At 51.4% G+C, this 24605-nt stretch carries 29 protein-coding genes and 1 riboswitch; of the genes, 20 read left to right on the plus strand and 9 right to left on the minus strand.

Going from position 1 to position 24605, the window contains the following annotated elements:
• Window positions 1-37 precede the first annotated feature (37 nt).
• The 3 genes from KNP82_RS01675 (at window position 38) to KNP82_RS01680 (ending at window position 1929) form a co-directional block, all read left to right on the plus strand.
• On the plus strand, window positions 38-391 hold the full coding sequence (locus KNP82_RS01675) for a hypothetical protein (protein WP_214826852.1): 354 nt from the start codon (window positions 38-40) through the stop codon (window positions 389-391).
• Window positions 392-515: 124 nt separating this feature from the next.
• Entirely contained in the window at window positions 516-845 is a 330-nt protein-coding gene (locus tag KNP82_RS15650; RefSeq protein WP_051627704.1) for a DUF6678 family protein, read from the plus strand.
• A 109-nt stretch (window positions 846-954) separates the two neighbouring features.
• Window positions 955-1929 carry an L-lactate dehydrogenase gene (locus KNP82_RS01680; protein WP_285801264.1) on the plus strand — a complete coding sequence of 325 codons (975 nt, stop codon included), beginning with the start codon at window positions 955-957 and terminating at the stop codon, window positions 1927-1929.
• A 35-nt stretch (window positions 1930-1964) separates the two neighbouring features.
• Here KNP82_RS01680 and KNP82_RS01685 read toward each other — a convergent pair whose 3' ends face one another.
• Window positions 1965-3347 (minus strand): alanine/glycine:cation symporter family protein, encoded by a 1383-nt coding sequence (locus KNP82_RS01685; protein ID WP_131472383.1) that lies wholly within the window; start codon window positions 3345-3347, stop codon window positions 1965-1967.
• Window positions 3348-3439: 92 nt separating this feature from the next.
• Between KNP82_RS01685 and KNP82_RS01690 the strand changes: the two genes are divergently transcribed.
• The 8 genes from KNP82_RS01690 to KNP82_RS01725 all read left to right on the plus strand — a co-directional run bounded on the left by KNP82_RS01690 (window position 3440) and on the right by KNP82_RS01725 (window position 10457).
• On the plus strand, window positions 3440-3712 hold the full coding sequence (locus tag KNP82_RS01690; RefSeq protein WP_214756719.1) for an acylphosphatase: 273 nt from the start codon (window positions 3440-3442) through the stop codon (window positions 3710-3712).
• Window positions 3713-3953: 241 nt separating this feature from the next.
• Window positions 3954-5273, plus strand: coding sequence for a branched-chain amino acid transport system II carrier protein (brnQ, locus tag KNP82_RS01695; RefSeq protein ID WP_029595106.1), 1320 nt, complete (start codon window positions 3954-3956; stop codon window positions 5271-5273).
• Window positions 5274-5387: 114 nt separating this feature from the next.
• Window positions 5388-6569, plus strand: a complete 1182-nt coding sequence (locus tag KNP82_RS01700; RefSeq protein ID WP_021065505.1) for an MFS transporter — start codon at window positions 5388-5390, stop codon at window positions 6567-6569.
• A 17-nt stretch (window positions 6570-6586) separates the two neighbouring features.
• On the plus strand, window positions 6587-7432 hold the full coding sequence (locus KNP82_RS01705; protein WP_214799096.1) for a DUF72 domain-containing protein: 846 nt from the start codon (window positions 6587-6589) through the stop codon (window positions 7430-7432).
• A gap of 14 nt (window positions 7433-7446) precedes the next feature.
• A complete protein-coding gene (locus tag KNP82_RS01710) occupies window positions 7447-8787 on the plus strand; it encodes a bifunctional metallophosphatase/5'-nucleotidase (RefSeq protein ID WP_251128599.1) in 1341 nt (446 codons plus the stop codon).
• A gap of 48 nt (window positions 8788-8835) precedes the next feature.
• A complete protein-coding gene (locus KNP82_RS01715; protein ID WP_058764068.1) occupies window positions 8836-9216 on the plus strand; it encodes a YutD family protein in 381 nt (126 codons plus the stop codon).
• Window positions 9217-9381: 165 nt separating this feature from the next.
• A complete protein-coding gene (locus KNP82_RS01720) occupies window positions 9382-9687 on the plus strand; it encodes a hypothetical protein (RefSeq protein ID WP_021065509.1) in 306 nt (101 codons plus the stop codon).
• A 101-nt stretch (window positions 9688-9788) separates the two neighbouring features.
• Window positions 9789-10457, plus strand: a complete 669-nt coding sequence (locus KNP82_RS01725) for a DUF975 family protein (protein ID WP_214826855.1) — start codon at window positions 9789-9791, stop codon at window positions 10455-10457.
• 37 nt (window positions 10458-10494) lie between these two features.
• On the opposite strand, the gene glpX is transcribed toward KNP82_RS01725, so the two are convergent.
• Entirely contained in the window at window positions 10495-11475 is a 981-nt protein-coding gene (gene glpX / locus KNP82_RS01730) for a class II fructose-bisphosphatase (protein WP_021065511.1), read from the minus strand.
• Window positions 11476-11633: 158 nt separating this feature from the next.
• Here glpX and KNP82_RS01735 point away from each other — a divergent pair, with 158 nt between their 5' ends.
• Together KNP82_RS01735 and KNP82_RS01740 are read left to right on the plus strand one after the other, a co-directional pair.
• The gene (locus KNP82_RS01735) at window positions 11634-12077 is read left to right on the plus strand and encodes a DUF86 domain-containing protein (protein ID WP_131472395.1); all 444 of its coding nucleotides are present in this window, start codon (window positions 11634-11636) and stop codon (window positions 12075-12077) included.
• 4 nt (window positions 12078-12081) lie between these two features.
• Window positions 12082-12852, plus strand: a complete 771-nt coding sequence (locus tag KNP82_RS01740; RefSeq protein WP_058764066.1) for a TIGR01457 family HAD-type hydrolase — start codon at window positions 12082-12084, stop codon at window positions 12850-12852.
• Window positions 12853-12886: 34 nt separating this feature from the next.
• Here the strand turns inward: KNP82_RS01740 and KNP82_RS01745 are convergent, their stop codons facing one another.
• Window positions 12887-13144, minus strand: a complete 258-nt coding sequence (locus tag KNP82_RS01745) for a NifU family protein (RefSeq protein ID WP_228617585.1) — start codon at window positions 13142-13144, stop codon at window positions 12887-12889.
• A gap of 96 nt (window positions 13145-13240) precedes the next feature.
• Between KNP82_RS01745 and KNP82_RS01750 the strand changes: the two genes are divergently transcribed.
• Window positions 13241-13534, plus strand: coding sequence for a DUF1462 family protein (locus tag KNP82_RS01750; RefSeq protein WP_029595112.1), 294 nt, complete (start codon window positions 13241-13243; stop codon window positions 13532-13534).
• Between the two features lie 38 nt (window positions 13535-13572).
• Here KNP82_RS01750 and KNP82_RS01755 read toward each other — a convergent pair whose 3' ends face one another.
• Entirely contained in the window at window positions 13573-15003 is a 1431-nt protein-coding gene (locus KNP82_RS01755) for a S8 family serine peptidase (RefSeq protein WP_214800068.1), read from the minus strand.
• Window positions 15004-15240: 237 nt separating this feature from the next.
• Entirely contained in the window at window positions 15241-16296 is a 1056-nt protein-coding gene (locus tag KNP82_RS01760; RefSeq protein ID WP_034778394.1) for an NAD(P)/FAD-dependent oxidoreductase, read from the minus strand.
• Window positions 16297-16393: 97 nt separating this feature from the next.
• Between KNP82_RS01760 and KNP82_RS01765 the strand changes: the two genes are divergently transcribed.
• The 3 genes from KNP82_RS01765 to KNP82_RS01775 all read left to right on the plus strand — a co-directional run bounded on the left by KNP82_RS01765 (window position 16394) and on the right by KNP82_RS01775 (window position 18661).
• Window positions 16394-16630: a YuzB family protein gene (locus KNP82_RS01765; RefSeq protein ID WP_021065517.1), complete on the plus strand. Its 237-nt coding sequence runs from the start codon at window positions 16394-16396 to the stop codon at window positions 16628-16630.
• Between the two features lie 210 nt (window positions 16631-16840).
• On the plus strand, window positions 16841-18052 hold the full coding sequence (locus KNP82_RS01770; protein ID WP_029595115.1) for a NupC/NupG family nucleoside CNT transporter: 1212 nt from the start codon (window positions 16841-16843) through the stop codon (window positions 18050-18052).
• A 63-nt stretch (window positions 18053-18115) separates the two neighbouring features.
• Window positions 18116-18661 (plus strand): 2'-5' RNA ligase family protein, encoded by a 546-nt coding sequence (locus KNP82_RS01775; RefSeq protein WP_029595116.1) that lies wholly within the window; start codon window positions 18116-18118, stop codon window positions 18659-18661.
• Between the two features lie 91 nt (window positions 18662-18752).
• On the opposite strand, the gene KNP82_RS01780 is transcribed toward KNP82_RS01775, so the two are convergent.
• On the minus strand, window positions 18753-19280 hold the full coding sequence (locus KNP82_RS01780) for a nucleotidyltransferase family protein (protein ID WP_051627782.1): 528 nt from the start codon (window positions 19278-19280) through the stop codon (window positions 18753-18755).
• Window positions 19281-19409: 129 nt separating this feature from the next.
• The gene (locus KNP82_RS01785) at window positions 19410-19997 is read right to left on the minus strand and encodes an ECF transporter S component (RefSeq protein WP_029595118.1); all 588 of its coding nucleotides are present in this window, start codon (window positions 19995-19997) and stop codon (window positions 19410-19412) included.
• A gap of 159 nt (window positions 19998-20156) precedes the next feature.
• Window positions 20157-20298, minus strand: a riboswitch (FMN riboswitch).
• Window positions 20299-20395: 97 nt separating this feature from the next.
• Here KNP82_RS01785 and KNP82_RS01790 point away from each other — a divergent pair.
• Complete coding sequence (locus tag KNP82_RS01790) at window positions 20396-20752, plus strand: HesB/IscA family protein (RefSeq protein WP_029595119.1); 357 nt, start codon at window positions 20396-20398, stop codon at window positions 20750-20752.
• 41 nt (window positions 20753-20793) lie between these two features.
• Here KNP82_RS01790 and KNP82_RS01795 read toward each other — a convergent pair whose 3' ends face one another.
• Entirely contained in the window at window positions 20794-21036 is a 243-nt protein-coding gene (locus KNP82_RS01795) for a hypothetical protein (protein WP_029595120.1), read from the minus strand.
• Window positions 21037-21163: 127 nt separating this feature from the next.
• Between KNP82_RS01795 and KNP82_RS01800 the strand changes: the two genes are divergently transcribed.
• Complete coding sequence (locus KNP82_RS01800) at window positions 21164-22018, plus strand: Rossmann-fold NAD(P)-binding domain-containing protein (protein ID WP_131472401.1); 855 nt, start codon at window positions 21164-21166, stop codon at window positions 22016-22018.
• A gap of 36 nt (window positions 22019-22054) precedes the next feature.
• Here the strand turns inward: KNP82_RS01800 and KNP82_RS01805 are convergent, their stop codons facing one another.
• A complete protein-coding gene (locus KNP82_RS01805) occupies window positions 22055-23032 on the minus strand; it encodes an NAD(P)/FAD-dependent oxidoreductase (protein ID WP_029595122.1) in 978 nt (325 codons plus the stop codon).
• A gap of 266 nt (window positions 23033-23298) precedes the next feature.
• Between KNP82_RS01805 and KNP82_RS01810 the strand changes: the two genes are divergently transcribed.
• Window positions 23299-24510 (plus strand): NAD(P)/FAD-dependent oxidoreductase, encoded by a 1212-nt coding sequence (locus tag KNP82_RS01810; protein ID WP_131472403.1) that lies wholly within the window; start codon window positions 23299-23301, stop codon window positions 24508-24510.
• Window positions 24511-24605 lie beyond the last annotated feature (95 nt).

Raw genomic sequence — 24605 nt, forward strand, 5'->3', positions numbered from 1 at the left:
GCTGGTTTTTTGTATAATGAAACGAGGGGGCGATGTCGTGACCAATCGATTTTTATTAGAGAGTCGAGAACTGGAGACGTTCATGTCTCAAATGTTTGTGATTTGTCCACAATGTGGGGGCCGAGCGGACGTTTTGGAGAAGATTAATGAGGTACGCCTGAGCTGTTTCCATTGCGGTCATCTGCAAATGAAGCAAAACGGTACAAAATATATCGGTGGAGCTATCGATGTTCATTTCGGATTGCCGCTCTATCTACAAACAGGTTGTTGTGGTCATGTACTATGGGCTTACAACCAAGAGCACCTCGGCTACATGAAGCGTTATATCGAGGCGATGATACGGACAAGCGACAGGGCGAATCGCAGTATTGAGAGTCGCTTGCCTAAGTAAATGAAGAAAAAGCAGAATCGGGATGAAGTATTACGAGCGATTGTAAAATTAGAACAAATACGGTAGAGGTGAATTGGGTGGACCGACGAAAAGAACTGCATGAAATCGAGCTCTATCAGAAGCATTGTGTTATGCGCTCCCGTATCAAATCAAATACTTAGGAGAAGATACGTTATTTCCAAGTGAGTCGTTGTCTGAGTACGAATTGTTATGGGGAGAGTGGGAAGACATTTGGATAGAGTCTTCTCTACAATCAATCGAATGGATTCGATTGCGACCAAAGGTGTTAGTCTACAAGGGAGCAATCGTCGAACCGGACGTATGTGACATGACCGATGAAATAATATTTATTTTAACGAAAGAACGAATCCCGTTTATACAGGACAATAAAACGATTCAAATTTTTGGCTATGTTCGAGATACGGGAATATTTGAACCGAAACGTGACGTATAGCGTAATCCTGTATTTACTTTGTATATACTGATTGTTTAGTTTTTGTCGTAAAACGAAGGCGAGTCGGGTATGCTAAGTAAGAGAACACGTTTAGAAAGGGATGAAGCAGATGGATCACTTGAACACGATTGACCCAGAAGACATCACCCGCATCGCCGTCGTCGGCGCCGGCTGGGTCGGTATCAGTTTCGCCTATCAACTGTCGATGGCGGCGCTCTGTGAAGAGCTCGTCTTGATCGACTCGAACCACGCCAAGGCCGAAGGGGAGGCGATGGACCTCAATCACGGGATATCATTCGCCCCGAGTCCGGTCCGAATTTGGGCAGGTGACTACTCGGACTGCCGCGACGCCGATATCGTCATCATCACGGCCGGTGCCGCTCAAAAGCTCGGTCAGACCCAGATGGACCTCGCCGAACAAAATGCGAAGGTCATGCAACATGTCACGGAACAAATTATGGCGAGCGGATTCGACGGTATCATCGTCGTCGCGACGAACCCGGTTAATGTCATGGCACACGTCGTCTGGAAGGCGTCCGGCTTGCCGAAACATCGCGTTATCGGTTCAGGAACAGTCCTTGATACGGCACGTCTCCGTTATAAGGTAGGCGAGTACTTCGACTTGTCGTCACGGAACTGCCACGTCTATTATATGGGCGAGCATGGTGCTGGGGGCTTCGTCGCCTGGGACAACGCCCGCGTTTACGGGAAGTCGATGAAGCAGCTACTTGAGGAGAATGAATCGTATCGCCAAGAAGATTTGGACGCCATCTATCAAGGAGTCCGCGATGCGGCGAATCAAATCATCGAATATAAGAGCGCGGCGTACTACGCGATCGGGCTCGGGCTCCTCCGAATCGTCCGCGCCATCGTCCGGAATGAGAACTCCGTCGTGACAATCGGTGCCCATCTCGATGGCGAATACGGTGCCTCAGGTCTCCATATCGGCGTACCGGCCTTGATTGACCGGACTGGTATCCGCCAAATCGTCGAGATCGAACTGACGGACGAGGAACAAGGACAGTTCGATGCCTCGGTCGGACGGATTCGCCAAGCGATTGACAACATCGAATCATCAACATAAAAAGGACCCGGCTGCAATCGCAGCCGGGTTTGTCATTACGACGCCTTCTTCTCGGCGACGTCTTTCTTATAATATTTCTCGGACGTGAAGAACTCGGTCGTCAAGCGCTTCACTTCGCCGCTCAACATCAAGACGGCAATCATGTTCGGGATAAGAATCATCGCGAGCATCAAATCAAGGAAGTTCCAAATCATCTGTGCTCCACCGATTGCACCGATGACGATTGAGCCGATATAGACGACTTTCATCAGGAAGCCGGCCTTCAAACCGAATAAGTACTCGGCTTGGCGCGACCCGTAGAAGATGATGACGATAATCGTCGACAAGACGAAGAAGATGAGCGAGATTGTGACAAGCAGGCTGCCCGTGTACCCGAAGTACTGTTGGAACGCGATTGTTGTCAGGGCTGCTGGATCGTTCATCGCATCGGCCCGTGTCCATACACCGGACGACAAGACAACGAACGCCGTCGCGCTACAGATGATGAGCGTATCGATGACGATCCCGATCACGGCCCAGAAGCCTTGCCGGACCGGATGATCCGTTTGCGCAGCGGCGTGGGCAATCGGTGCCGTCCCGAGTCCTGCCTCGTTCGAATAAAGACCACGGGCGAAGCCCCAACGAATCGTCTCGGCGATGGCGGCACCAGCGAAACCACCGAGCGCGGCCATCGGTTGGAATGCGTATGAGAAGATGAGCCCGAGTACTTCCGGGATTTGTGAGAAATTCATCAAGACGATAATGAAACCGGCACCGACATAGACGAGTGCCATCGCCGGGACGATGACTTCCGTCACTTTCGCGATGCGTTTCATACCGCCGAAGACGACGAGGGCGACGAGCCCGGCGACGATAATCCCGGTCACAAGGGTATTGCCGTTGAACGTCTCTCTGACGGCCGAACTGACGGCGTTTCCTTGAACCATGATACTCGGGATGAGTTCGATCATGAGAGCGAAGGCGAACCATGAGGCGAGCCATTTCAGCTTCAAGCCTTTCGCCATATAGTAGACGGGACCGCCGACAAATTCACCGGCCTCGTTCTTCTCGCGGTAACGGACGGCGAGGACGCTCTCCGAGAACTTGATGGCCATCCCGACGACGGCGATGACCCACATCCAGAAGATGGCGCCCGGACCGCCGAACATGATGGCGGCTGGTACCCCGATGATATTGGCGGCACCGATCGTCGAAGATAAGGCCGACGTCAATGCCTGGCGGGGACTGATGTCACCTTCACCTTTTGGTTTTTTGAAAACACTGCCTAACGTTTGTTGCATTATGTAGATGGGGTATCGGAATTGGAAGAATCCTAAACGAATCGTCAAATAGAGTCCAGACAAAACGAGTAACGAGATGATTGGCACACCCCATAGCCAATCTGAAATTGTCGTCACCACAGTCACAAGTTGTTCCACATCACCACTCCTATCCAGTATTTTACTTATACATTGTTGCCTAACGAGACAGAGGCTAAACCCATTCTTTCAAATTAGAGGAGGAGACTTATATGAAACAAGCACAGCATCTCGTCGTATCGGGTCGGGTCCAAGGGGTCGGTTTCCGCTATTTCGCGCAAGCGACTGCCCTTGAATACGGCATCACAGGTTGGGTCCGGAATTTGAATGACGGGACGGTCGAACTTCAAATCGAAGGAGACGCGGAGAGACTCGAATCATATAAACGCGCCCTCTATGACGGCAATCGTTTTGTCGGGGTCGAACGGATTGAAGCGGAAGAGGCGACGATCGAATCATTCCGGAAGTTTGATATCCGTTATTGACCATTTTTCTCATTTACAGCTAGTCAGTGAGTGCGACCAACCGATAATTTGTAAATTAAGGGAACGGTTCCATACAATAAATCCACATTTCAAAAAAATAAACATCATTTTTATGGATAGGGTGGTCAAAAAAATGAAAGTGTGTATAATGAAATAGACCAAGCGGTTTATTGTCAGAAAATTTAGTCATTTGATTCATTGGGTAACACGGAAGGTATTACATGTATGTGGAGGTAGTTGTATGAAAAAATCGACATTATTCCCGTTAGCATTCACGATTTTCGCATTATTCTTCGGGGCCGGGAACTTGCTGTTCCCACCGATGCTAGGTGCGATGGCAGGACAGAACCTCGTCCCAGCCCTAGTCGGCTTCGTCATTACCGGCGTCGGGCTACCATTACTCGCGCTCTTCGCAGTCGCGCGGGTCGGCGGTGGATCTGACCAAATCGCTCGGTATATTCCGAAGCGGCTTGCGCTCGTCTTGACGGGATTAATGTACGTGGCGATTGGACCGTTCTTCGGGATTCCTCGGACGGCAGCAGTCACGTATGAGATGGGAGTCGTACCGTTTCTCGGTGCGCCATCTACGCTCACGCTCGCAATCAGTTCAACTGTCTTCTTCGGTTTGACGTTCTTCTTGACGTTACGTGCTCAGAAATTGATTGAAGTCATCGGACGCATCATCACGCCAATCCTCTTGCTCTTGCTTGCGGCAATCGGAATCACGAACCTCGTGGCTCCACTCGGGAAGCCGGTCGCACCAGCAGAAGGATATGAGACGTGGATTGGTGCCCTCGGGGAAGGCTTCAAACAAGGCTACTTGACGATGGACGTCTTCGGCGCTCTCGTCTTCGGTGCCATCGTGCTCGTCACGCTCAAAGCGAACGGGATGACGGACCAAAAAGAAGCATCTTCACTCCTTCGGACGTCTGGAATGCTCGCTGTCACGTGTTTGATGCTCGTCTATATCTCGCTCGGGTCGATTGGAGCGAACATGACAGGCCAAACAGGAACGACGGACGGAGCAAGCTTGCTTCAAGCGTTTGCAGGTTCGTCTTTCGGACAAGTCGGAATGCTCGCGCTCGGGGCTGCGGTCTTCCTCGCTTGTTTGACGACAGCGGTCGGACTCATCACTGAGTTCTCACGCTTCATCAGCAACACGTTCGAATCACTCAAGTATTACCAAGTCGTCATCGCGACGACGTTGTTCGGCTTCATGATTTCACTCGTCGGACTCGGTATGTTGATTGAAATCGCAGTACCGCTTCTCACGCTCTTGTATCCGGTCATGATCGCACTCGTGCTCGTCTCGATTACGGAGCGGATTCAACGCAACCCGCATGTCGCCATGAAGGCGACTGTATATACGGCTCTCGTGCTCTCGCTCTTCGAGACGACACACGGATTGGCGCCGTCAGCAGCAACAGCTTGGATCACGAACTTGCCGATGGCTGAGATCGGACTTGCTTGGGCAGTTCCAACATTGATCGTGTATGTGATCACACTGTTTTTACCGAAAAATCGTTCCAACCAAGCACTCGCTCAATCACGCATCTCATAAGCAAGTGTTTGAACACCCATCCTCTGGTCAAGGATGGGTGTTTTGCTGTCTTATCGTTTGCTCATTTCATTCATCAACAAGTAAAATGAAAGGATGAAAAGGAAGTGACATACATTGACGACTAAACAAAAGAAACAATTGGCGATTCTCATGTTGAACATGTTCATCGCTGTAGCAGGATTCGGGATTATCATCCCGATTATTCCTGATTATTTGAAGATGATTGGAGAAGGCGGAACCGCTGCCGGACTCATGATTTCTGTCTTTGCCGGTGCCCAGCTGCTCATGTCGCCGATTGCCGGGAAATGGGCGGACGTTTACGGCCGCAGGCTCATGATCATCCTCGGACTCATCGGGTTTACTATCTCGATGGGCGTCTTTTACTTATCAGACAACTTGACCGTCCTGTTGATTTCACGGGCGATTGGCGGCGTCGGGGCCGCTCTCTTGATTCCGGCCATCTTTGCTTACGTGGCCGATATCACAACGCTCAAACAACGGGCGAAAGGGAACAGTTATATTTCCGCGGCAATGTCGCTCGGGATTGTCATCGGCCCAGGAATCGGTGGTTTCTTCGCCGAATTCGGGTTGAAGGCACCGCTCTTGTTATCGGCGATCGTATCATTCGTTGCCGTCATCTCGTCAATCATTCTATTGAAAGAACCGGACCGTGAACCGTATGTCCAAACGAGTGAGAGTGAATCGTTACCGCGTCAACTCGTGTCGTCGACACGGAAACCGTATTTCTTCGTGCTCGTCATCAACTTGGTCATGGCATTCGGTTTGATGGCATACGAGTCGGTCCTCGGTCTGTTCGTCAGTGAGACGTTCAGCGCAACGCCGCAACAAATCGCGGTCATGATCACCGGGACGGGAATCGTCAGCGTTATCGTCCAACTGTTCGCGGTCGACCGTCTCGTCTCGCTGTTCGGTGAGATTAAAGTCGTGCTCATCTTTATCATGCTCGCCGCGCTCGGCTTCTTGTTCTCACTGTTTGCCGGGTCTTACACGATTTTCTTCGCGGTCACGTTGATTATCTTCTTGTCGACGTCAATTTTACGACCGGTATTGAATACGCTCGTATCGAAAATGGCAGATAAAGAGCAAGGGTTTGCGATGGGGATGAACAATGCTTATATGAGCATCGGGAATATCGTCGGACCGACGCTTGCCGGAATCGCCTTCGATATCGATATGCGCTATCCGTTTGTGATGGGGCTCGTTCTGTTGCTCGTGACGTTCGCGGGAACGTTGAATTGGTCGAAACGGAACACTGCGGCCACGTTCGAACAATAAGTTGAGGAGGGAATGTGATGATTTATGTCGGTGTGACGGGGTGGGGAGACCATGATTTACTGTATACGACCCCAGAAGAACGAAAACATAAACTGTCGACCTATGCGGGACATTTCCCGACCGTTGAAATCGATTCCTCGTTTTATGCGATTCAACCGGTGAAGAATTACGAGAAGTGGAACTTGGAAACACCGGAGACGTTCCAATTCATCGTCAAAGTTTCCAGGGAAATGAGCGGCCATGACCGGGAGCCGAAGCTACCTCTCGCCGAGCTGTTCGAACGGTATCGAACGTCTGTCGAACCGCTGAAACAAGCTGGGAAGCTACGAGCCGTGCTCGTCCAACTCCCGCCCTGGTTCGATGTCTCGAAGCCACATCTCGATTATTTACGGACGATCCGTGACGAGTTGCACGACTATGACATCGCCATCGAGTTCCGGAACCCGACGTGGTTCTCCGAGGCGTTCCGGGAGCGGACGCTCGCATTCTTAACGGAACAACGTTTCATCAATACGATTTGTGATGAGCCGCAAACGAAAGAGAGTAGCATCCCGTTCGTCCCGGTCGTGACCAATCCGGACGTGGCCGTCGTGCGCTTGCACGGCCGCAACACCGCCGGCTGGCTCCGAAAGCCGGGCATGACGAGCCAAGAATGGCGTCACGTCCGCTGCCTGTATCGCTATAGTGAGGATGAACTGCAGGAGCTCGCTGCGGCCCTCAAACAAGTCGATGAAACAGCGAAGTCGGTGTACGTCTACTTCAACAACAACTCGGCCGGCGACGCGGTACCAAACGCCAAACGGTTGATTGAGATTCTCGGTGCCGAATATGAACTCGCCCCGAGCCAAATCAGTCTGTTCTAGGAAGGGGGATCGTCTTGAGAACGATTACGATGTTCCATTATAATGACTTACATTCGAAATTCCATAACTGGCCGCGGTTCGTCTCGTTTTTGAATGAGCATCGGACGGACGAGACGCTCGTCTTCGATCTCGGCGACCATGCCGACCGCACCCATCCGGCGACAGAAGTGACGCGCGGACAAGTGAACGTCCGACTGCTCAACCGGATTCGACCGACGGCGGTCACGATCGGCAATAATGAAGGCATCACGTTCCCGCACGACTGGCTCGCCCATCTGTATGACGAGGCCGCGTTCCCGGTCCTATTAGGGAACGTCTATCAAGCAGCTGGTGAACGACCAGAATGGGCGTCGGAGACGCTCATCGTCGAACGAGAGGGAATTCAGATCGGGCTGTTCGGGGTGACCGCGCCGTATGAAGAGCTTTATCCTGAACTCGGTTGGGCCATCGAAGCACCACATGCGGCAACGGCGCGTGCCCTCGAGACACTTCGAGACTGCGACGTCATCATCGCGCTCAGCCATCTCGGCTTTTATGCCGACGAGCGGCTCGCCGAGGCGTTCCCAGAAATCGATGTCATCCTCGGAGCCCATACCCACCACGTACTCGATGAAGGTGTCGTCACGAACGGCGTCCTAATCGCGCAGGCCGGCAAATACGGGCAGTACGTCGGGCAAATCGAGCTAGCCATCGAAGGAAAGCGGGTCATCGAGAAGCGGGCTTGTCTCCACGATGTATCGGAGCGCGAACCTGATGAAGCGACGGTCGCGGTCCTAGCCGCAGAGTATGGTCAAGCCGAGCGTCTGCTCGATGTGACGATTGCCGAGACACCAGGTTATGAAAGTGACTGGTTCGGTCCGTCAGCCATCGGAAACCTATTGGCGAGCGGACTCGCGGACTGGTGTGACGCCGAGTTGAGTATCATCCCATCCGGTGTCTTGTTAGAAGGTTTGCGCCCGGGCCACGTCACGCTAAATATGTTGCACCGGATTTGTCCGCATCCGATCAACCCTTGTCTCTTGACGCTTGACGGGGCGACCCTCGTCCGATTTTTGAACGACGTCCAAGAAGATGCGTTCACGACAATGCATGTCCGTGGCCTCGGTTTTCGCGGGACGGTGCTCGGTAGCCCGATCCTCCATGGAATCGACAGCCGAAACGGTCGCTATTCGATTAATGGTGAGGAAATCAATCTAGACGGGACGTATCGTGTCGCCACGGTCGACATGTTCACGTTCGGACCGCTCCTTCCGTATTTGGCCGATCAGCCGAAGCGTTACTTTATGCCGGAACTGCTGCGTGACGTGTTACGCGAGACGATCGTGACCCGTCATAATGCCATCCGAAAAGGATAGGGACGGGACCGGTCGGCATGCTATGATAGAACAGTGGAGGTGTGAAACATGATTAGAGTGAATCGCCACGGCTATACCGTCATTGAAGAGAAACGTGACGGTTTTGACGAGGAAGCGTTCATCGCACGCTATAGCGACGTGCTTGATAAATACGATTATATCGTCGGGGATTGGGGCCACGGACAGCTTCGGTTGAAAGGGTTCTATGAGACGAAGTCCAAGTTCGCGACGTATGATAATCGAATCGATCACGTGATGGATTACGTGTATGAATACTGTAACTTTGGGTGCCCGTTCTTTGTACTCAAAAAAGAGACGGAAATCGATGAGGCGGAAGACGGTCCAGTCTTCGGTGGTACGAAACAACCGCTCAAACTGAAACGCAAATTCAATAAATCGGAAGAAGTCGAGCCTTCGACCGGTACATGACGCGCTGATGACATCAGCGCTTTTTTGTTACATTTATTTTCCAAATGTTTCTTTTAGGTGAAAAGACGGTGTGACAGGTTTAGGGATAGGAAAATTGTGATAACTTATATTTAAGGTTATTGTTTCTGTTCGGGTTTTTGTGGGTTTTGGAAGTGAGGTGGAAGTATGCAACACGTACAAACGGCGACCGTCGGTGACCGCGATGACGTCCATAATCGAATTCATAATTTCGGCTTGGGCGTACTAGCGATGTTGTTCTTCGGGTTCGGGAGTATCATGACGTTTTACTTCACCGCCGCAGTCCTGATCTATGAGGTTGTCCACGTCTTGCTAATCCGCCGCTTTGAATATCGTCAGGCGTTTTTGAGAAGCCGCCTCTTTAAAATTATTTCGTTGGCGGCAGTGGCCACAGGTGTGCTCTTATTTATCGTATCGATGTCACAGTTTTTCATGGGCAACGTCATGTATTAAAGGGAAAGGGAAAACCTTTTCCCTTTTTTCGTGTTTTTTTGAAACTTTTCGTGAAGTGATGACGTACACTGAAGAGAGAACTCAAAAAAAGGATGATGAAAATGACTGCACAACTTAAGCAACATGCACAACAAATGTTAACTGGTAAGCGTTGGCTACTCGCCGGGCTATTAATTTTGTTCGTCGTCTTGAACGGGATTCCACAATCGTTCGCGCCTCCTGTAGATCCAGAAGCGGTCCCAACAGCAGCGGACACGGGACTTACGTTCTTGTCGCTCCTCCTCACATTATTGATTGCGCCGCTCGCCATCGGTTGGTCTTGGCTCGTCCTGTCTGTATCGCGCGGTGACAAGCCTGCTGTCTCGACGTTGTTCGAGCCGTTCAAAACGGGATACGTCAAGCACGTGCTCGCCCCGTTCTTCATGGGATTGTTTATCTTCCTTTGGTCGTTGCTCCTCGTGATTCCGGGAATCATCAAAAGTTTCTCGTACTCTCTCACGTATTACATCTTACGTGACCAGCCGGAATTATCGGCCCTCGAGGCGATCACCGAATCACGCCGGATGATGGACGGCCATAAGATGGACGCGTTCAAACTCGTCCTCTCGTTCATCGGTTGGTTCCTTCTCGGGGTCATTACACTCGGCATCGGTTTCTTGTACGTCTATCCGTACTTTACGACGACGTATGCGACGTTCTACGACTCACTTCGGAAAGCAGAACAACCGCAGACGAACCATATCGGGACAGATTTTGAACAAGGATTCTAAACGAAAACCTCCGCTCATCGAGAGCGGAGGTTTTGTATTAGGCGTTGACTTCTTGTTTTTGGAGGTAGGGCTTGAGCGACAGTGTGTGTTCGGCGACGACTTTACGAATCGTCTTCGTCTTCGATCGCATGACGAGTGACGTCGTCTCGACGATATCGTCCGTCAAGAATTTTACGCCGTCCAGCAATTCGCCCGATGTGACGCCTGTCGCCGCAAAGATGCAGTCGTCGCTCTTGACGAGGTCGTCAAGCGTGAGCAATTGGAGCGGGTCCTCGATGCCCATCGAGATGACACGTGCCGTCTCTTCTTCATTCATCGGGTGGAGGCGTGCCTGCATATCGCCACCGAGCGCCTTGACGGCCGCTGCCGTGATGACGCCTTCTGGTGCGCCGCCCGTACTGATGAAGATATCGATCGGGTTCGACTTGACGGCCGCTGCGATTCCGGCCGAGACGTCGCCGTCTTCAAACAGCTTGACGCGTGCGCCCATGTTCATCGCCGCTTGACGGAAATGTTCATGACGATCACGGTCTTGCATGATGACGGTCACTTCCTCGATGCGCTTGCCGTTATAAAGGGCGGCTTTCTCGATAATCGACTCAAGCGGTTCGTCGAGTGAGACTTTGCCTTTTAAATTCGGGCCGACGACGAGCTTATCCATATACATATCTGGTGCGTGGAGGAGGGCGCCTTTATCCGCGACCGCGATGACGACCATGGCGTCCCCGAGTCCTTTGGCGACGATCGACGTCCCTTCGAGCGGGTCAACGGCGATATCGACTTCTGGTCCGAACGTCGTCCCGAGGCGTTCACCGATATAAAGCATCGGTGCCTCATCGAGTTCACCTTCACCAATGACGACAGTTGCATCCATATTGATCGTGCCGAGTACTTCACGCATGGCCGATGTCGCTGCGTCATCCGCTTCGTTCTTTTGCCCACGACCGATCCATTTCGATGAGGCCAATGCTGCTGCCTCGGTTGCTCGTACGATCTCTAACGCTAATTCTCGTTCCATAGTGTTGTACCCTCCACATGATATCTATTTAATGTGACATACTAATAGTTGTGTTAATCCGTGGATTAGTGTATCACAATTACGTAAATGATGTAAATAGGAGAGATTCTTTTCTCGAACGAGAAAAAGGATTACTATAGGAGGCAGGGGGGATTGCGATGTATTTTGTAAACAGAGAAAAGATTAACGAGACGTTGACCCATATGGAGACGATGCTCAGTCGACTCGACCAATTAGAGGGGGACGCGTTCACCATCGAGCTGGCGAAACAACGTTTGGCCGTTCACTTGATGGAGGGCGTGATTGACGTCGGCAACTCGATGATTGACGGGTTCATCATGCGTGACCCGGGCAGTTATGAGGATATTGTCGACATCTTGCTCGACGAGCGTGTGCTCGACGCCGAGACGGCGGAAGCGACGAAAGCGCTCGTCGGATTACGGGCGCACTATGTCAGGGAGTTCGTCACGGCAGATTCGGCCCGGTTCGACGTCTGGGTCGACCGTGATAAATCAACGTTCGAGGCATTCCCAGAGCAGGTCCGACGCTATCTCGAGGTGGAGCTCGGTCCTGTATCAGCATTTTTACCAGAAAGCGAGTGATTAGATGAATCCGATTAAAGGATACTTATTTGATTTAGATGGCACGATGTATGCGGGGACGGCCCCGATTCAAGCAGCGGTCGATTTCGTGAATCGACTCGAGGCGACCGGCTTCCCATACTTATTCGTCACGAACAACGCGTCGATGACGCCGGAGCAAGTGGCGAATAAACTTGTCTCGATGGGTGTGCATGTGACGCCTGAGCACGTATTGACGAGTGCGATGGCGACGGCCCGTTATATCGAGAAGATGACGCCCGGGGCGACGATTTACATGATCGGTGAAGATGGCCTGCGCCTGGCGCTCGAAGAACGCGGTTTCCATGTGACGGAAGAGGCGAAGGCGGATTACGTCGTCGTCGGGCTCGACCGACACATCACATACGAAAAATTGGCGAAAGGCGCGCTCGCGATCCGCTCCGGCGCTCGTTTCATCTCGACGAACGGTGATATCGCCATTCCGACCGAACGCGGCTTTTTACCGGGGAACGGTGCGCTCACGTCCGTCTTGACGGTGACGACGGAAAAAGATCCGTTCTTTATTGGTAAGCCAGAACCGGTCATGGTCGACATCGCGCTTGAGATGATTGGTCTCACGAAAGAAGAAGTCGTCATGGTCGGAGATAACTACCATACCGACATCTTGTTCGGGATCAACGGTGGGATTCGGACGCTCCACGTCAACTCAGGCGTACATGGTCCGGCTTTCATTCAGGAACAAGAAAAACTCCCAACCTATATGGTCGAGAGCTTGGACGAATGGACACATGCATGAAAAAAAGGGATGACATGATTGTCTCCCTTTTTGTTTAGAATACTTGTTCGACTTCAACGATGCCAGGTACTTCTTCGATGAGCGCGCGCTCAATCCCGGCTTTCAATGTAATTGTTGAAGATGGGCAGCTGCCGCATGCACCCATCAAACGAAGTTTGACGATGCCTTCTTCTACATCAACGAGTTCGACGTCACCGCCGTCGCGAAGCAAGAACGGGCGTAATTTATCGAGTACTTCTTGGACTTGATCAAACATTTCCATGGTATCTACCCCTTTCTGGTTCTCTTTCATTCTAGCAAGTTTGAGATTGTTTCTCAATCATTAACGCTGAGCGTTTTGTGACGATGCAGCTTCTTGATTTTTGTATAATAGGAAAGAAGAGGGGGAATGGATATGAAAATCACGGTATATGGGGCCGAAGTACAGTGTGCGAGCTGTGTCGGGGCGCCGAGTTCGATTGAGACATACGAATGGTTGCAAAGCGCATTGGCACGGAAATATCCGAATCAGGCGTTTGAGTTCGAGTATATCGATTTTGAGACGGCGGACGATGACATCGCCGAAGCGATCAAGCAGGACGAGTGGTTCTATCCGCTCGTGCTCATCGATGGGGAAGTGGTGGACGAAGGGGTCGTCCAACTACGGAAAGTCTATTCGGCCATTGAACAGACGACAGCATGAAAAGAGTCGAGCGACGATTGTCGTTCGACTCTTGTGCGTTATAGAAGACGGAACGACGACGTCGCCGAACCTGCCGTGTAACCAGTGAGCGTCGCATCAGATTTTACTTGATACGTCCCACGTTGTGACGAAGAGCTTGTCGAGAGCGTGAACGTGATGGCGCCCGTTGAACTTGTCTTGCCTGTTCCTGTGAGCGTCGCGCCGTTTGGCTGTGTGACCGTCACACGGACGTCGGCGTTCGCGACCGCTTGGCCGTTCGAATTCCGGACTGTTGAAGAAATCGAGACGACTTCACCAGCGTAGTAAGTTGATTTCGATGTCGATACTGTCGTCGTGAGCGCTTGGACCGGTTGCGTCGTGCCGCCAGACGTCGGTGCTTGCACGAGTCCGTTCCCGAACCAGGTGTCACGGCCGGCCGTTCCGAGGTCGATCGAATCTTGTGACAGTTTCGTGCGGAGTTGCGAGCTCGACAACGTCGGGAACGCTTGCTTCATGAGTGCGAGGTTACCGGCGACGTAAGGTGTCGCCATCGATGTCCCGCTCATTTGACCGTAGCCGCCGTTCGCGAGTGTCGAGTTGATGCTCACACCTGGTGCCGCGACTTCGACCGTGCTACCTGTCGCCGAGAACGAGGCGCGGTTGTTGTTGATGTCCGTCGCCGCGACGGCGATGGCCGAGCTGTAACGGGCTGGGTAGTTGACGAGATCACCTGTACCGTCAGCGCGTCCGTTGTTACCGGCTGCCGCGACGACGAGGATACCCGCGTTATTGGCGCGATCGACGACTTGTTGGAGCGTCGTCGATGGACTTGTCGTCCCGAGACTCAAGTTGATGACGTCCATATCGTTCGTGATCGACCAGTCAATCCCGGCGATGATACTCGAGAGGCTACCACTACCGTTGGCTTCGAGTGCTTTAACAGCATAGATGCTCGCCTCATGGGCAATCCCGACCGTTCCGATGCTGTTGTTGCGGGCACCGATAATCCCGGCGACGTGCGTACCGTGACCGTTGTCATCCGCGTATGAGCTCGTGACTGTACTGAACGAGGCACCACCAGAAATCGTCAAATCAGGGTGCGGCGAGATTCCGGTATCAACGACCGATACTTTCACGCCTTTCCCGGTGTAGCCACTCTGCCAAGCTGATGGAGCTTTCAACTTCGGAATGCCCCAGTCTTGCGTCTGATTTTCGATTTGTACCGTTTGATCGACTTCCACGTGGGCGACGTTCGGGTTGTTCTTCAAGCCATTCAAGGCAGCCTTCGGTACTTCGAGCGCTGCGGCCGGAATGTTTTTGTACTGTTGGCGAACTTCCATGCCTTCGATTGAGAGCGGGATGTTCTTCGCTGACTCTTTGAAGACGACGATGACGCGTTCTTTCGATTTGTTGGGAGCAGCTTCCGCGGCTTCCGGGACGGTTGACAAGACGAGCAATGAGGCGAGGACGGTGCTACAGATTTTTTTCAACTTGTTTCCTCCTTCGGGTTATGTAGGCGAGGCGACACGAAGTCGTTCGGCCGTGACCCTAGAGTAACAAGTTTTGCCAACGGGTAGAATATGTCAATCGAATCAATAATCTGAATATTTAGATAAGGATACAGGGGATTCAGATACAAGACTTTTGGCTCAACACGACGGTGGCTGAACGACAAATGGATTGCTTTACACTAAAAAGGATCGACCGAGATGGCCGACCCAGGCATGTTATTTAATGACTTTATGTTTCCAAAGAATTCCGGACTTGAGCAATCGCGCGACTTTTCCGGTGAGCGACTGCTTGCCCATGAAGACGCCGAATCCGGCCTTCTTCCCAAGCGATCCTAACGTGCCTCGGAGTTTGATATCCGGCAAATCTGGATACCCGACACCTTTCCATTTACAGAGTAGCACTTGGACGATCTGTTCGGCCTGCGCTTCCGCGAGCTGACCCGAAGGTGCATACGGCAGGCTGGCGTTGTCCCCGACGACGAAGATGTCGGGCTGTTCCGGGACGTAGTGGTGTGGTGTCAATTTGACACGTCCACCCCCGTCGAGTTCCCAACCTTGGTTGCGGACGACGGCGACCGGTTGAATCCCGGCGGTCCACACCGTCAAATCGGAAGCGAAGTGCTGTTCATGGTTCCATAACCCATCGGCGTCGACCCGGACGATGTTCGAGTTATTGATGACTTCGACACCATGTTCCTCGAACCAAGACTGGACATACATCGAGACGCGGTTTGATAGGAACGATAGGACGGACGGGCCGCGGTCGAACAAACGGACCGTCAAGTCGGGACGACTCTCGCGCAGCTCGCTGGCGAGCTCGACACCGGACAGGCCGGCACCGACGATCGAGACGACCGATCCCGGAGATAGGCCGTTGATTGCTTGCTGGGTCTTGCGTGATTCTTCTAACGTTTGGATGCTGTACGTGAACTCGGCGGCACCGGGCACGTTGTGATACTTGTCCTCGCAACCGAGGCCGATGACGAGGTCGTCGTACGGCACTTTTTCCCCGCTCGCGAGCAGGACCATTTTGTCCCCCGTATCGATATCGGTGACTTGGCCGTATATGTAGTCGACCTCTTCTGGAAAATCGATGCGGATGTCACGATCCGACACGGTCCCCGCCGCAAGTGCATAATACTCTGTTTTTAATCCATGGTAAGGTAGACGGTCGATGAGTGTGATCGATACGTCCTTCAGCTGATGGCCGAGGACACGTTCGATTACACGCATACCCCCGTAACCGCCTCCCAAGACGACTAATTTGCGCATAAAAATCCCCCTTTGTTACACTTCAACTGTATCATGTTATAATACGCCGTAGAAGAACCATTTTCCTGCTTTGAAGGAAAGGGGAAGGGTGAATGACATGATGAATCCGATCATTGAGTTCTGTGCCTCCAATTTAGCGATGGGTTCACAAATCGCCCGCGCCAAATTAGAGTCCGATCCAGACTTAGACGTCGTCGAATATGGCTGTACGGGCTACTGCGGCGTCTGTTCGCTTGACTTGTTTTGTCTCGTCGATGGTGAGGTCGTGACCGGGGATACACCGGAACAACTCGTGACGAATGTATATGAAAAAATTGAAGAAATGGCATGGTGAAAAAGTTTGAAGGACCTTCAAACTTTTTTTATTTTGACCGTTTTGACCCGTTGCATTTTTAAAAAGGGTCTGTTATATTCAAAGAGGTTCGAATGTAGGTTGTCTGACGTTTAACAACAGAAAAAGAAAGCGTTTCAAACGGTAGGACACATCTCGATTCGGGTATATCATATTATCAGGTTTCCCCAATATGAAAGGAGCACAACACCAATGAATATCATGAGCGTGGTTGGTATTTTGGCACTAATTGGAATCGCTTACATCTTCTCGACCAACCGTAAAGCCATCAAATGGCGCACCGTGCTTGCCGCTTTCGCGGTACAGTTTACGTTCGCCTTCCTCGTCCTCTTCACTACAGTAGGACGTAACGCGTTAGAATGGATCTCAGGAGGCGTCCAGAACGTCTTGAACACGGCGAACGCCGGGATTAGTTTCGTCTTCGGTACAGCTGTCGGCGGAGACAACTTCGTCTTCGCGTTCCAAGTGTTGACGATTATCGTCTTCATGTCGTCACTCATCGCACTTCTCTACTATGTAGGTGTCATGCAGTGGGTGATCCGTATCCTCGGTACGGCTCTCGCCAAAGCACTTGGCACATCACGTAAAGAATCGCTCTCAGCGACAGCGAACATCTTCGTCGGTCAGACGGAAGCACCGCTCGTCATCAAACCTTACCTTCCAACGATGACGCAATCGGAACTCTTCGCTGTCATGGTCGGTGGTCTCGCCTCGGTTGCCGGTTCAGTTCTTGCTGGATACGCTGCTCTTGGTGTACCGCTCGAGTACTTGCTCGCAGCGAGCTTCATGGCTGCTCCTGCTGGTCTCATGTTCGCGAAAATCATCGTCCCGGAAACAGACGTACCGGATGACGATATCGAAATCGCTGAAGATGAAGAGAACAAGGCAGCGAACTTCGTCGATGCAGCCGCTCGCGGTGCCTCTGACGGTCTCTTCCTTGCATTGAACGTCGGTGCGATGCTTCTCGCCTTCGTTTCATTGATCGCGCTCGTTAACTTGATTCTCGGTGGAATCGGTGGCTTGTTCGGTTTCGACGGTCTCACGCTTCAATTGATTCTTGGTTATGTGTTCGCACCGCTCGCATTCGTGATCGGTGTGCCATGGGCAGATGCTGTTCAATTCGGTAGCTTCCTCGGACAAAAACTCGTGTTGAACGAATTCGTCGCTTTCTCTGAATTCGCACCAATCATCGGTTCTGGTGACCTCTCGGCACGTACGGAAGCTATGATCGCGTTCGCACTCTGTGGATTCGCTAACATCTCGTCACTCGCTATCCTTCTCGGTGGTCTTGGTGGAATGGCACCGAACCGTCGGAACGATATCGCGCGCATGGGTGTCCTCGCGATTCTCGCAGGTACGCTTGCTAACTTGATGTCAGCCACGCTTGCTGGTCTGCTTCTCTAATCAAATACGATATACTCAGAGTGATCACTTCGGTGGTCACTCTTTTTTGGGGAGGAATGACATATGTATGGAATGATAGCGCTTTTTGATGAACAAACGGAGAAACGAATTCAAGAGGTATGGGAAGGCTTGAAACAAGAAGGAATTACTTCTTATGCATATGAAGTCTCGAATCGACAACCTCATATAACATTAGCTAGTTACAGTAGTTTGAATGTTGAGGCGTATATCGAACTGATGGACAGCTACTATCAATCGAAGGAGATTATAAATCTAACATTTAGTACGTTGGGTACGTTCATTCAATCGAGTGCACTTTTTCTTTCACCTACAATCTCATCCGGATTGAGGAGCCTCCACTTAGAGCATTATTGTATATTTGGGGAGTTTAATGATAACGCTGAGTCCTTATATTTGCCGGACTCATGGATTCCGCACTGTACACTGGCAAACAGATTGTCTAAAGAAAAGATGAAAGATGCTTTTGAATATTGTACTGATATTGTAAAACCTATAGCTGGAAAAATTGTAGAGGTGGCATTAATTGAATTAGTAACACCGATTCACGTTCGAGTATTACATAGAGTAAAATTATCCGCACAAAAGTAACAAAGCTAAGTTACTTAGGTGCATTCTTCTGTCAGGTTTGTCATATGTGACTAGGACCGATAGAAGGGATTGACCAGGAAACGGTGGGGTTTTATCGTTCCTGACGAGGTATATCCACTTCTTGGAGTCTCGGCCAAGTGGCTTGCCAATTCTTTTTATTGATCCGGGCTCGATAAATATGATGGTGTGAAGCGTCGTTCGCAAAGGCCGGGGTCGGTCGTAACTTTAGTTCGACTATGTCGTCGATACCGTAAGGGGCGGCCAGCTTCAAGCGTCCGCCCGCACCAAGACTGACACCGATGGCCGTGACCGTCTCAGGGAAATGGGCCAAGGCATCGACCGCAGATTGATACGGTGGCAATTGATTGACCAGATGCATGCGGGCCTGGTTTTTGACCGACCAAGGGACGTTCGGTAACAGGTCGTGCAGTTGTGCCTCATACTGTTTTTCAATCGCCTCGTCGATGTGAGATCGGTCAAAGTAGATGACATCGACGTCCTCGATCGGCGTCGGTACTTCGTAGCCGTGCGCGTCATCCCATATTTTTGCCCGCACGTATCCGGCACAAATCCACCAATCGGGTAAACCGAGCGAAGCGACGATTGTCAACAGACGCATCAGTTCCACATCAGTCTCTAAAAAATGGGTCACATCTTCAGTCGTGTTCAATCCATCTCCTCCTATTCTCTCATTAGCATAGCGTACCTATACAAAAAGCACCTAGACCCCGGTCTAGGTGCTTGTCAGTTACGCTTGAAGTTGCATGCGCTGGCGTTCGATCCACGGCTTCAATTTGAGGAAGAGTGGGACGAACAAGGCGCTGATCAACAAGGCCTTAATGAAGTTGAACGGCAAGATACCGTATAGGACGAGGTCCGTTTTGACTGCCGGTTGCGCCATCTCGGTCATGCCGAAGAAGAACGCGTAGGCTGGTAAGATGAGCAAATAGTTCAAGATTGCCAAGCTGAGTGCCATCGTGATCGTACCGGCCACGAGGCCTGAAGCGAGCGCTTTATTCGTTTTACGTTTATGGTAGAACCATGCGACCGGATACATGAAGGCGACGCCTGCAAAGAAGTTCGCGACTTCGCCGACCGGAACGCCGCCACCGTTGAAGACATAGTAGAGGACGTTTTTTAGAGCGACGACCACGACGCCTGCGAGTGGGGAGAACACGATCCCGGCGACGAGCGCGGGAATGTCACTGAAATCCACTTTTAGGAACGGTGGTAGGAAAGGCAGCGGGAAGTTAAAGAGCATGAGGACAAAAGAAATGGCCCCGAGCATCGATAGCGTCACCAGTGTTGTCAATCGTTTGTTGCGCGTTGTTTTCATCAAAATCTCTCCTTTTGTCGCTCCTTGATGAATGGCACCCGTCGCATAGAAAAACCCGATTGTATCAAACAATCGGGAGAGTTTACGCGCATACGAAATAGATGTTCTCATCGGTGTTTAGACCACGCCGAAGAAAACATCCGGATATCGGTCGGATGCCGCCATCTTCTCCCATCCAGACTTTACTGTCGGCTTTCGAATCTCACGAAATCAGCAAGCAACGCCTTGCTCGCTCACGGGCTGAGAAGAACTTGTCTTCAATACCGCCGGTCGGGAATTTCACCCTGCCCCGAAGATGGAACGATTTAATTTTTTTTGTTACAGTTTAGTTATACAAGATATTTCACAAAATCTCAAGTCAGTTGACTTGAAGTTAAGATAACGAAGGAGGAGTTCAGATGATTCATTTGACAGAATCAGCCGCATTACAAGTCATCGATATGATGAAACAGACCGAACGCCCCGACGACCAGTACTTGCGGATCAAAGTGCAAGGGGGCGGGTGTACCGGCCTGTCTTATGGGATGGGGTTTGATGAGGATAAGACAGACAAGGACGTTCAGTTTGACCACTATGGTGTCCGTGTCATCGTCGCGGAAGCCGATCACGGGGTCGTCGACGGTCTCGAGATTGACTATAAGCAGTCGATGCTCGGAGGCGGCTTCACGATTAAAAATCCGAACGCCATCGCCACGTGCGGTTGCGGCTCGAGTTTCCGGACGGCATCGAACGCCGGGACACCTGGGGATTGCTAAACGAAAGGCCAATCATGTCTCATGATTGGCCTTTTTTGTATTCAGTCTGTCTCTTCAATCAGAATTAATCGAATGAGTTTCGAAGCCGCGTCTAACTCGATTTGATGTTGCCAAGGACGAAACGCTGTGATTTTACACGTGTCGTTCGTGATGCGGAACGAACAGACGCTCTCTTCCTCTTGGTCAAGGACCGAGTAACGGCTGAAGTCCGATAAGCTTTGGTAAATGGCATATTGTGTCGGTAATTCACACGACCATCCTTTTTCTAATGTGATCTGATGCATGCGTCTCGCCTCTTTCTTCTCTATATATATAAGAATAACAAAAATATTCAAGGATGTGGAAGATTAGTCGAGAGGATGCAAGGGAAAATGAAAAGAGATGTCATTTCATGTAGGAGGGGCAGGGACGATGAGAAAAGTATTGATTTTCGGTGGCTCACGCTATTTTGGAAAGCGGTTGGCGCTTCGGTTGGCGGAGGCCGGTGACGATGTGACGATTGTGACGCGTGGACAACTGCAAGTACCCGAGGCGGAGGGCATCCGGTCGATCAGAGGGGACCGACAGTCGGTGGCGACGATGAAAGATTTGTCACGCGACCATTATGATGTCGTCTATGACAATATTTGCTTTAACCCGTACCAGGCAAAGATCGCCTCGGACGCTTTCATGGACCAAGTCGGTAAATATGTGCTCACGTCGACGATGTCGGTTTATGCGCCAGGCGCCGAGTTGAAAGAAAGTGATTTCAATCCGCTCCATCATGACTATCATCTCGAATCCGAACATGATTACGGGCAAGGGAAGCGAGAGGCTGAATCTTATTTCTTCCATCGCGCCTCGTTCCCGGTCGCGACGGTCCGCTTGCCAATCGTGCTCGGACCCGACGACTATACAGACCGTCTCAAGTTTTATATCGACGCCGTCCGACGGGAAGAGCCGATCGTACTGCATCACCCGGAAGCGAAGATGGGGTTCATCTCAAGCTTTGAGGCGGCCGCCTTTCTAGAATGGGTCGGTCGGGCGAACGTGACCGGACCGTTCAACGCGGCGAGTGAAGGGGTCATCTCGCTCGGGGCACTCATGGAACGGATCGGCCATCACTTAAATAAACCGGTCCAGATTATCAAAGATGGCGAGTCGTCGCCGTACGATACGGACGTCGACTATTATATGTCGATTGCCGAGGCGAAAAAGGCCGGGTTCGTCTTCACCCAACTCGACGACTGGCTCGACCGGGTCATTGTACAAACAATCCGCAAATGAAAAATGGCCCTCATCATCGCGATGAGGGCCACATCGTTATTTCCCGGCAAATACCGAAGTCGAATGTTGCGGGTGACGCGCTGTCGGGTCGACGAGCTGCTTCACTTGGTTGATGGCAATCGGAGCTTCTCCGAAGCCTGTCGCAATCAATTTTACTTTTCCTTCGTACGTGGCGATGTCACCACACGCGAAGATGCCGGCGACCGTCGTCTCCATCCGCGAGTCGACGCGGATCGTGTTCTTCTCGAACTCCATGCCCCAGTTTTTGATTGGGCCGAGCGATGAGACGAAACCGTAGTTACAGATGAGGTCATCGATCTCGACGAATTTCGATTCGCCGTCCTTGTCTGTCAATTCGACCGACTCGATGTGCGTCTCACCTGAAAGTGATTCGATGTTATATGGCGTCCAGACGTTGATCGTCGAGGCCTTCATTTGCTCGACCGTATGCTCGTGGGCACGGAAACGGTCACGGCGGTGAACGATATGGACTTCCTTGGCGATGCCTTCAAGCATGAGCGCCCAGTCGACGGCAGAGTCGCCGCCGCCAGCGATCATGACGCGGCGGTCGCGGAACTTCTCCATGTTGTCGACGAAGTAATGAAGGTTGGCATAATCTTCGCAACCATCGATGCCGAGCGGTCGTGCGGCGAATGCCCCGTTCCCGGCCGTGATGATGATGGCTTTCGTATGGTACTCATCCTTGTTCGTCGTGATCTGGAACGTGCCGTCTTCAAGACGTTCGACCGTCTCGACCGTCTCCCCGAGGCGATAGTCCTGCTCGAACTGATCGGCTTGGGCTTTTAATTGGTCAATCAAATCTTGGGCTTTCACTTTCGGGAAGCCGGCGATGTCGTAAATATATTTTTCTGGATACAGTGTCGATAATTGTCCGCCGAGCTGCGGCAAACTTTCAATCAACGCCGTATCGAGTTGGCGCATACCTGCATAAAATGCGGTGAACAGTCCGACCGGGCCGCCACCGATGATGATCACATCTTTCGTCGATTTCATCGAATTCCTCCTCAAAACGTATACATCCATTATAGTGACAATCGTGAATTAAATCCATTCTGTACAAACATCCTATACATTCAAAAAAAATTCAAGAAGATAAGCTTTTCCATTGAGAAAACGAAATAAACAGCGTACAATGAACGAGAAGCAATTGTGAACATTGGTTGAACAAGGTTTAGGCTTTATTGTGAACATTCATGTGAAAAAACACACAACATGATTGTTCAAGAAAACAAAACTATCAAAACAAGGTGGAAATGAACATGAAACGACCTAACATTGTTATTCTTGGCGCAGGTTTCGGTGGACTCATCACAGCGGTGAACCTCCAGAAGACGCTCTCAGCTGGCGACGCGAACATCACGCTCATCAACAAGCATGATTACCATTACCAGACGACGTGGCTTCATGAGCCAGCGGCCGGAACGATGAAACCGGATCAAGCTCGCATCTACATCAACGACGTCGTGAACCCGTCACGTGTGAAATTTGTCAAAGGGGTCGTCGATCGCGTCGATACTACGGCAAAACAAGTCTTGCTCGTAGACGGTTCAGCCGTTGAATATGATTATGTCGTGTTCGCACTCGGCGGCGTACCTGAAACATTCGGTATCCCTGGCCTTAAAGAGAACGCGATGACAATCAGTTCATTGAACAGCGTCCGTAAAATCAAAGAACATATCGAGTACTCGTTCGCTCAATATAAAACGAACGGTTCAGCTGACCGCTCGTACGTGACGATCGTTGTCGGTGGCGCAGGATTCACAGGAATCGAGTTCCTCGGTGAGCTCGTCAACCGTGTGCCTGAGCTTTGCAAACAGTATGACGTGCCACGTGAAGCGGTTCGCATCGTGAACATCGAAGCCGCTCCGACTGTACTTCCTGGTTTCGACCCAGAACTCACGACGTACGCGCAGAAATGGCTCGAGCGCAACGGCGTCGAGATGAAACTCGGCAACGGCATCAAAGGCGTTGAGCCTGGTGTTGTCACGTTCGGTCCACTCCAAGGCGACACGACAGAGACGATTGAAGCGAACACGATTCTCTGGACAGGTGGCGTCAGCGGTAGCCCGATCGTTGAGAAGTCTGGCTTTGAAGCGGTTCGGAACCGTGTCATGGTCGAGGCGGACAACCGTGCCCCTGGTCACGACAACGTCTTCATCATCGGTGACTGCTCGGCTGTCATGGATCCGGTCTCAAACCGTCCATACCCACCGACTGCCCAAATCGCGACTCAACAAGCGCACAACGTGGCGAAAAACATCGCTGCCCTCATCAACGGGAAATCAACTTCGAAATTCACGTATGAGAGCAAAGGGACAGTCGCATCACTTGGCCATAACGATGGCATCGGCATCGTCATGGGCAAAAAGATCTTCGGTCGTAACGCTTCATTCATGAAGAAAGTGATCGACAACAAACACTTCCTCGAATTGAAGAAGTACGGTCTCGTCCTTAAAAAAGGTAAATTCTAAGCCATATATCTGAGTGGCCCGCTCATAGGAGCGGGTCACTTTTTTATTGTCGGTGGCGTACGGTTCACCTTTGACCTAAGCGCAAACGATTCGGT

It is taken from the genome of Exiguobacterium sp. s26 (genome assembly GCF_018618235.1).
Classification (GTDB): Bacteria; Bacillota; Bacilli; order Exiguobacteriales; family Exiguobacteriaceae; genus Exiguobacterium; species Exiguobacterium chiriqhucha.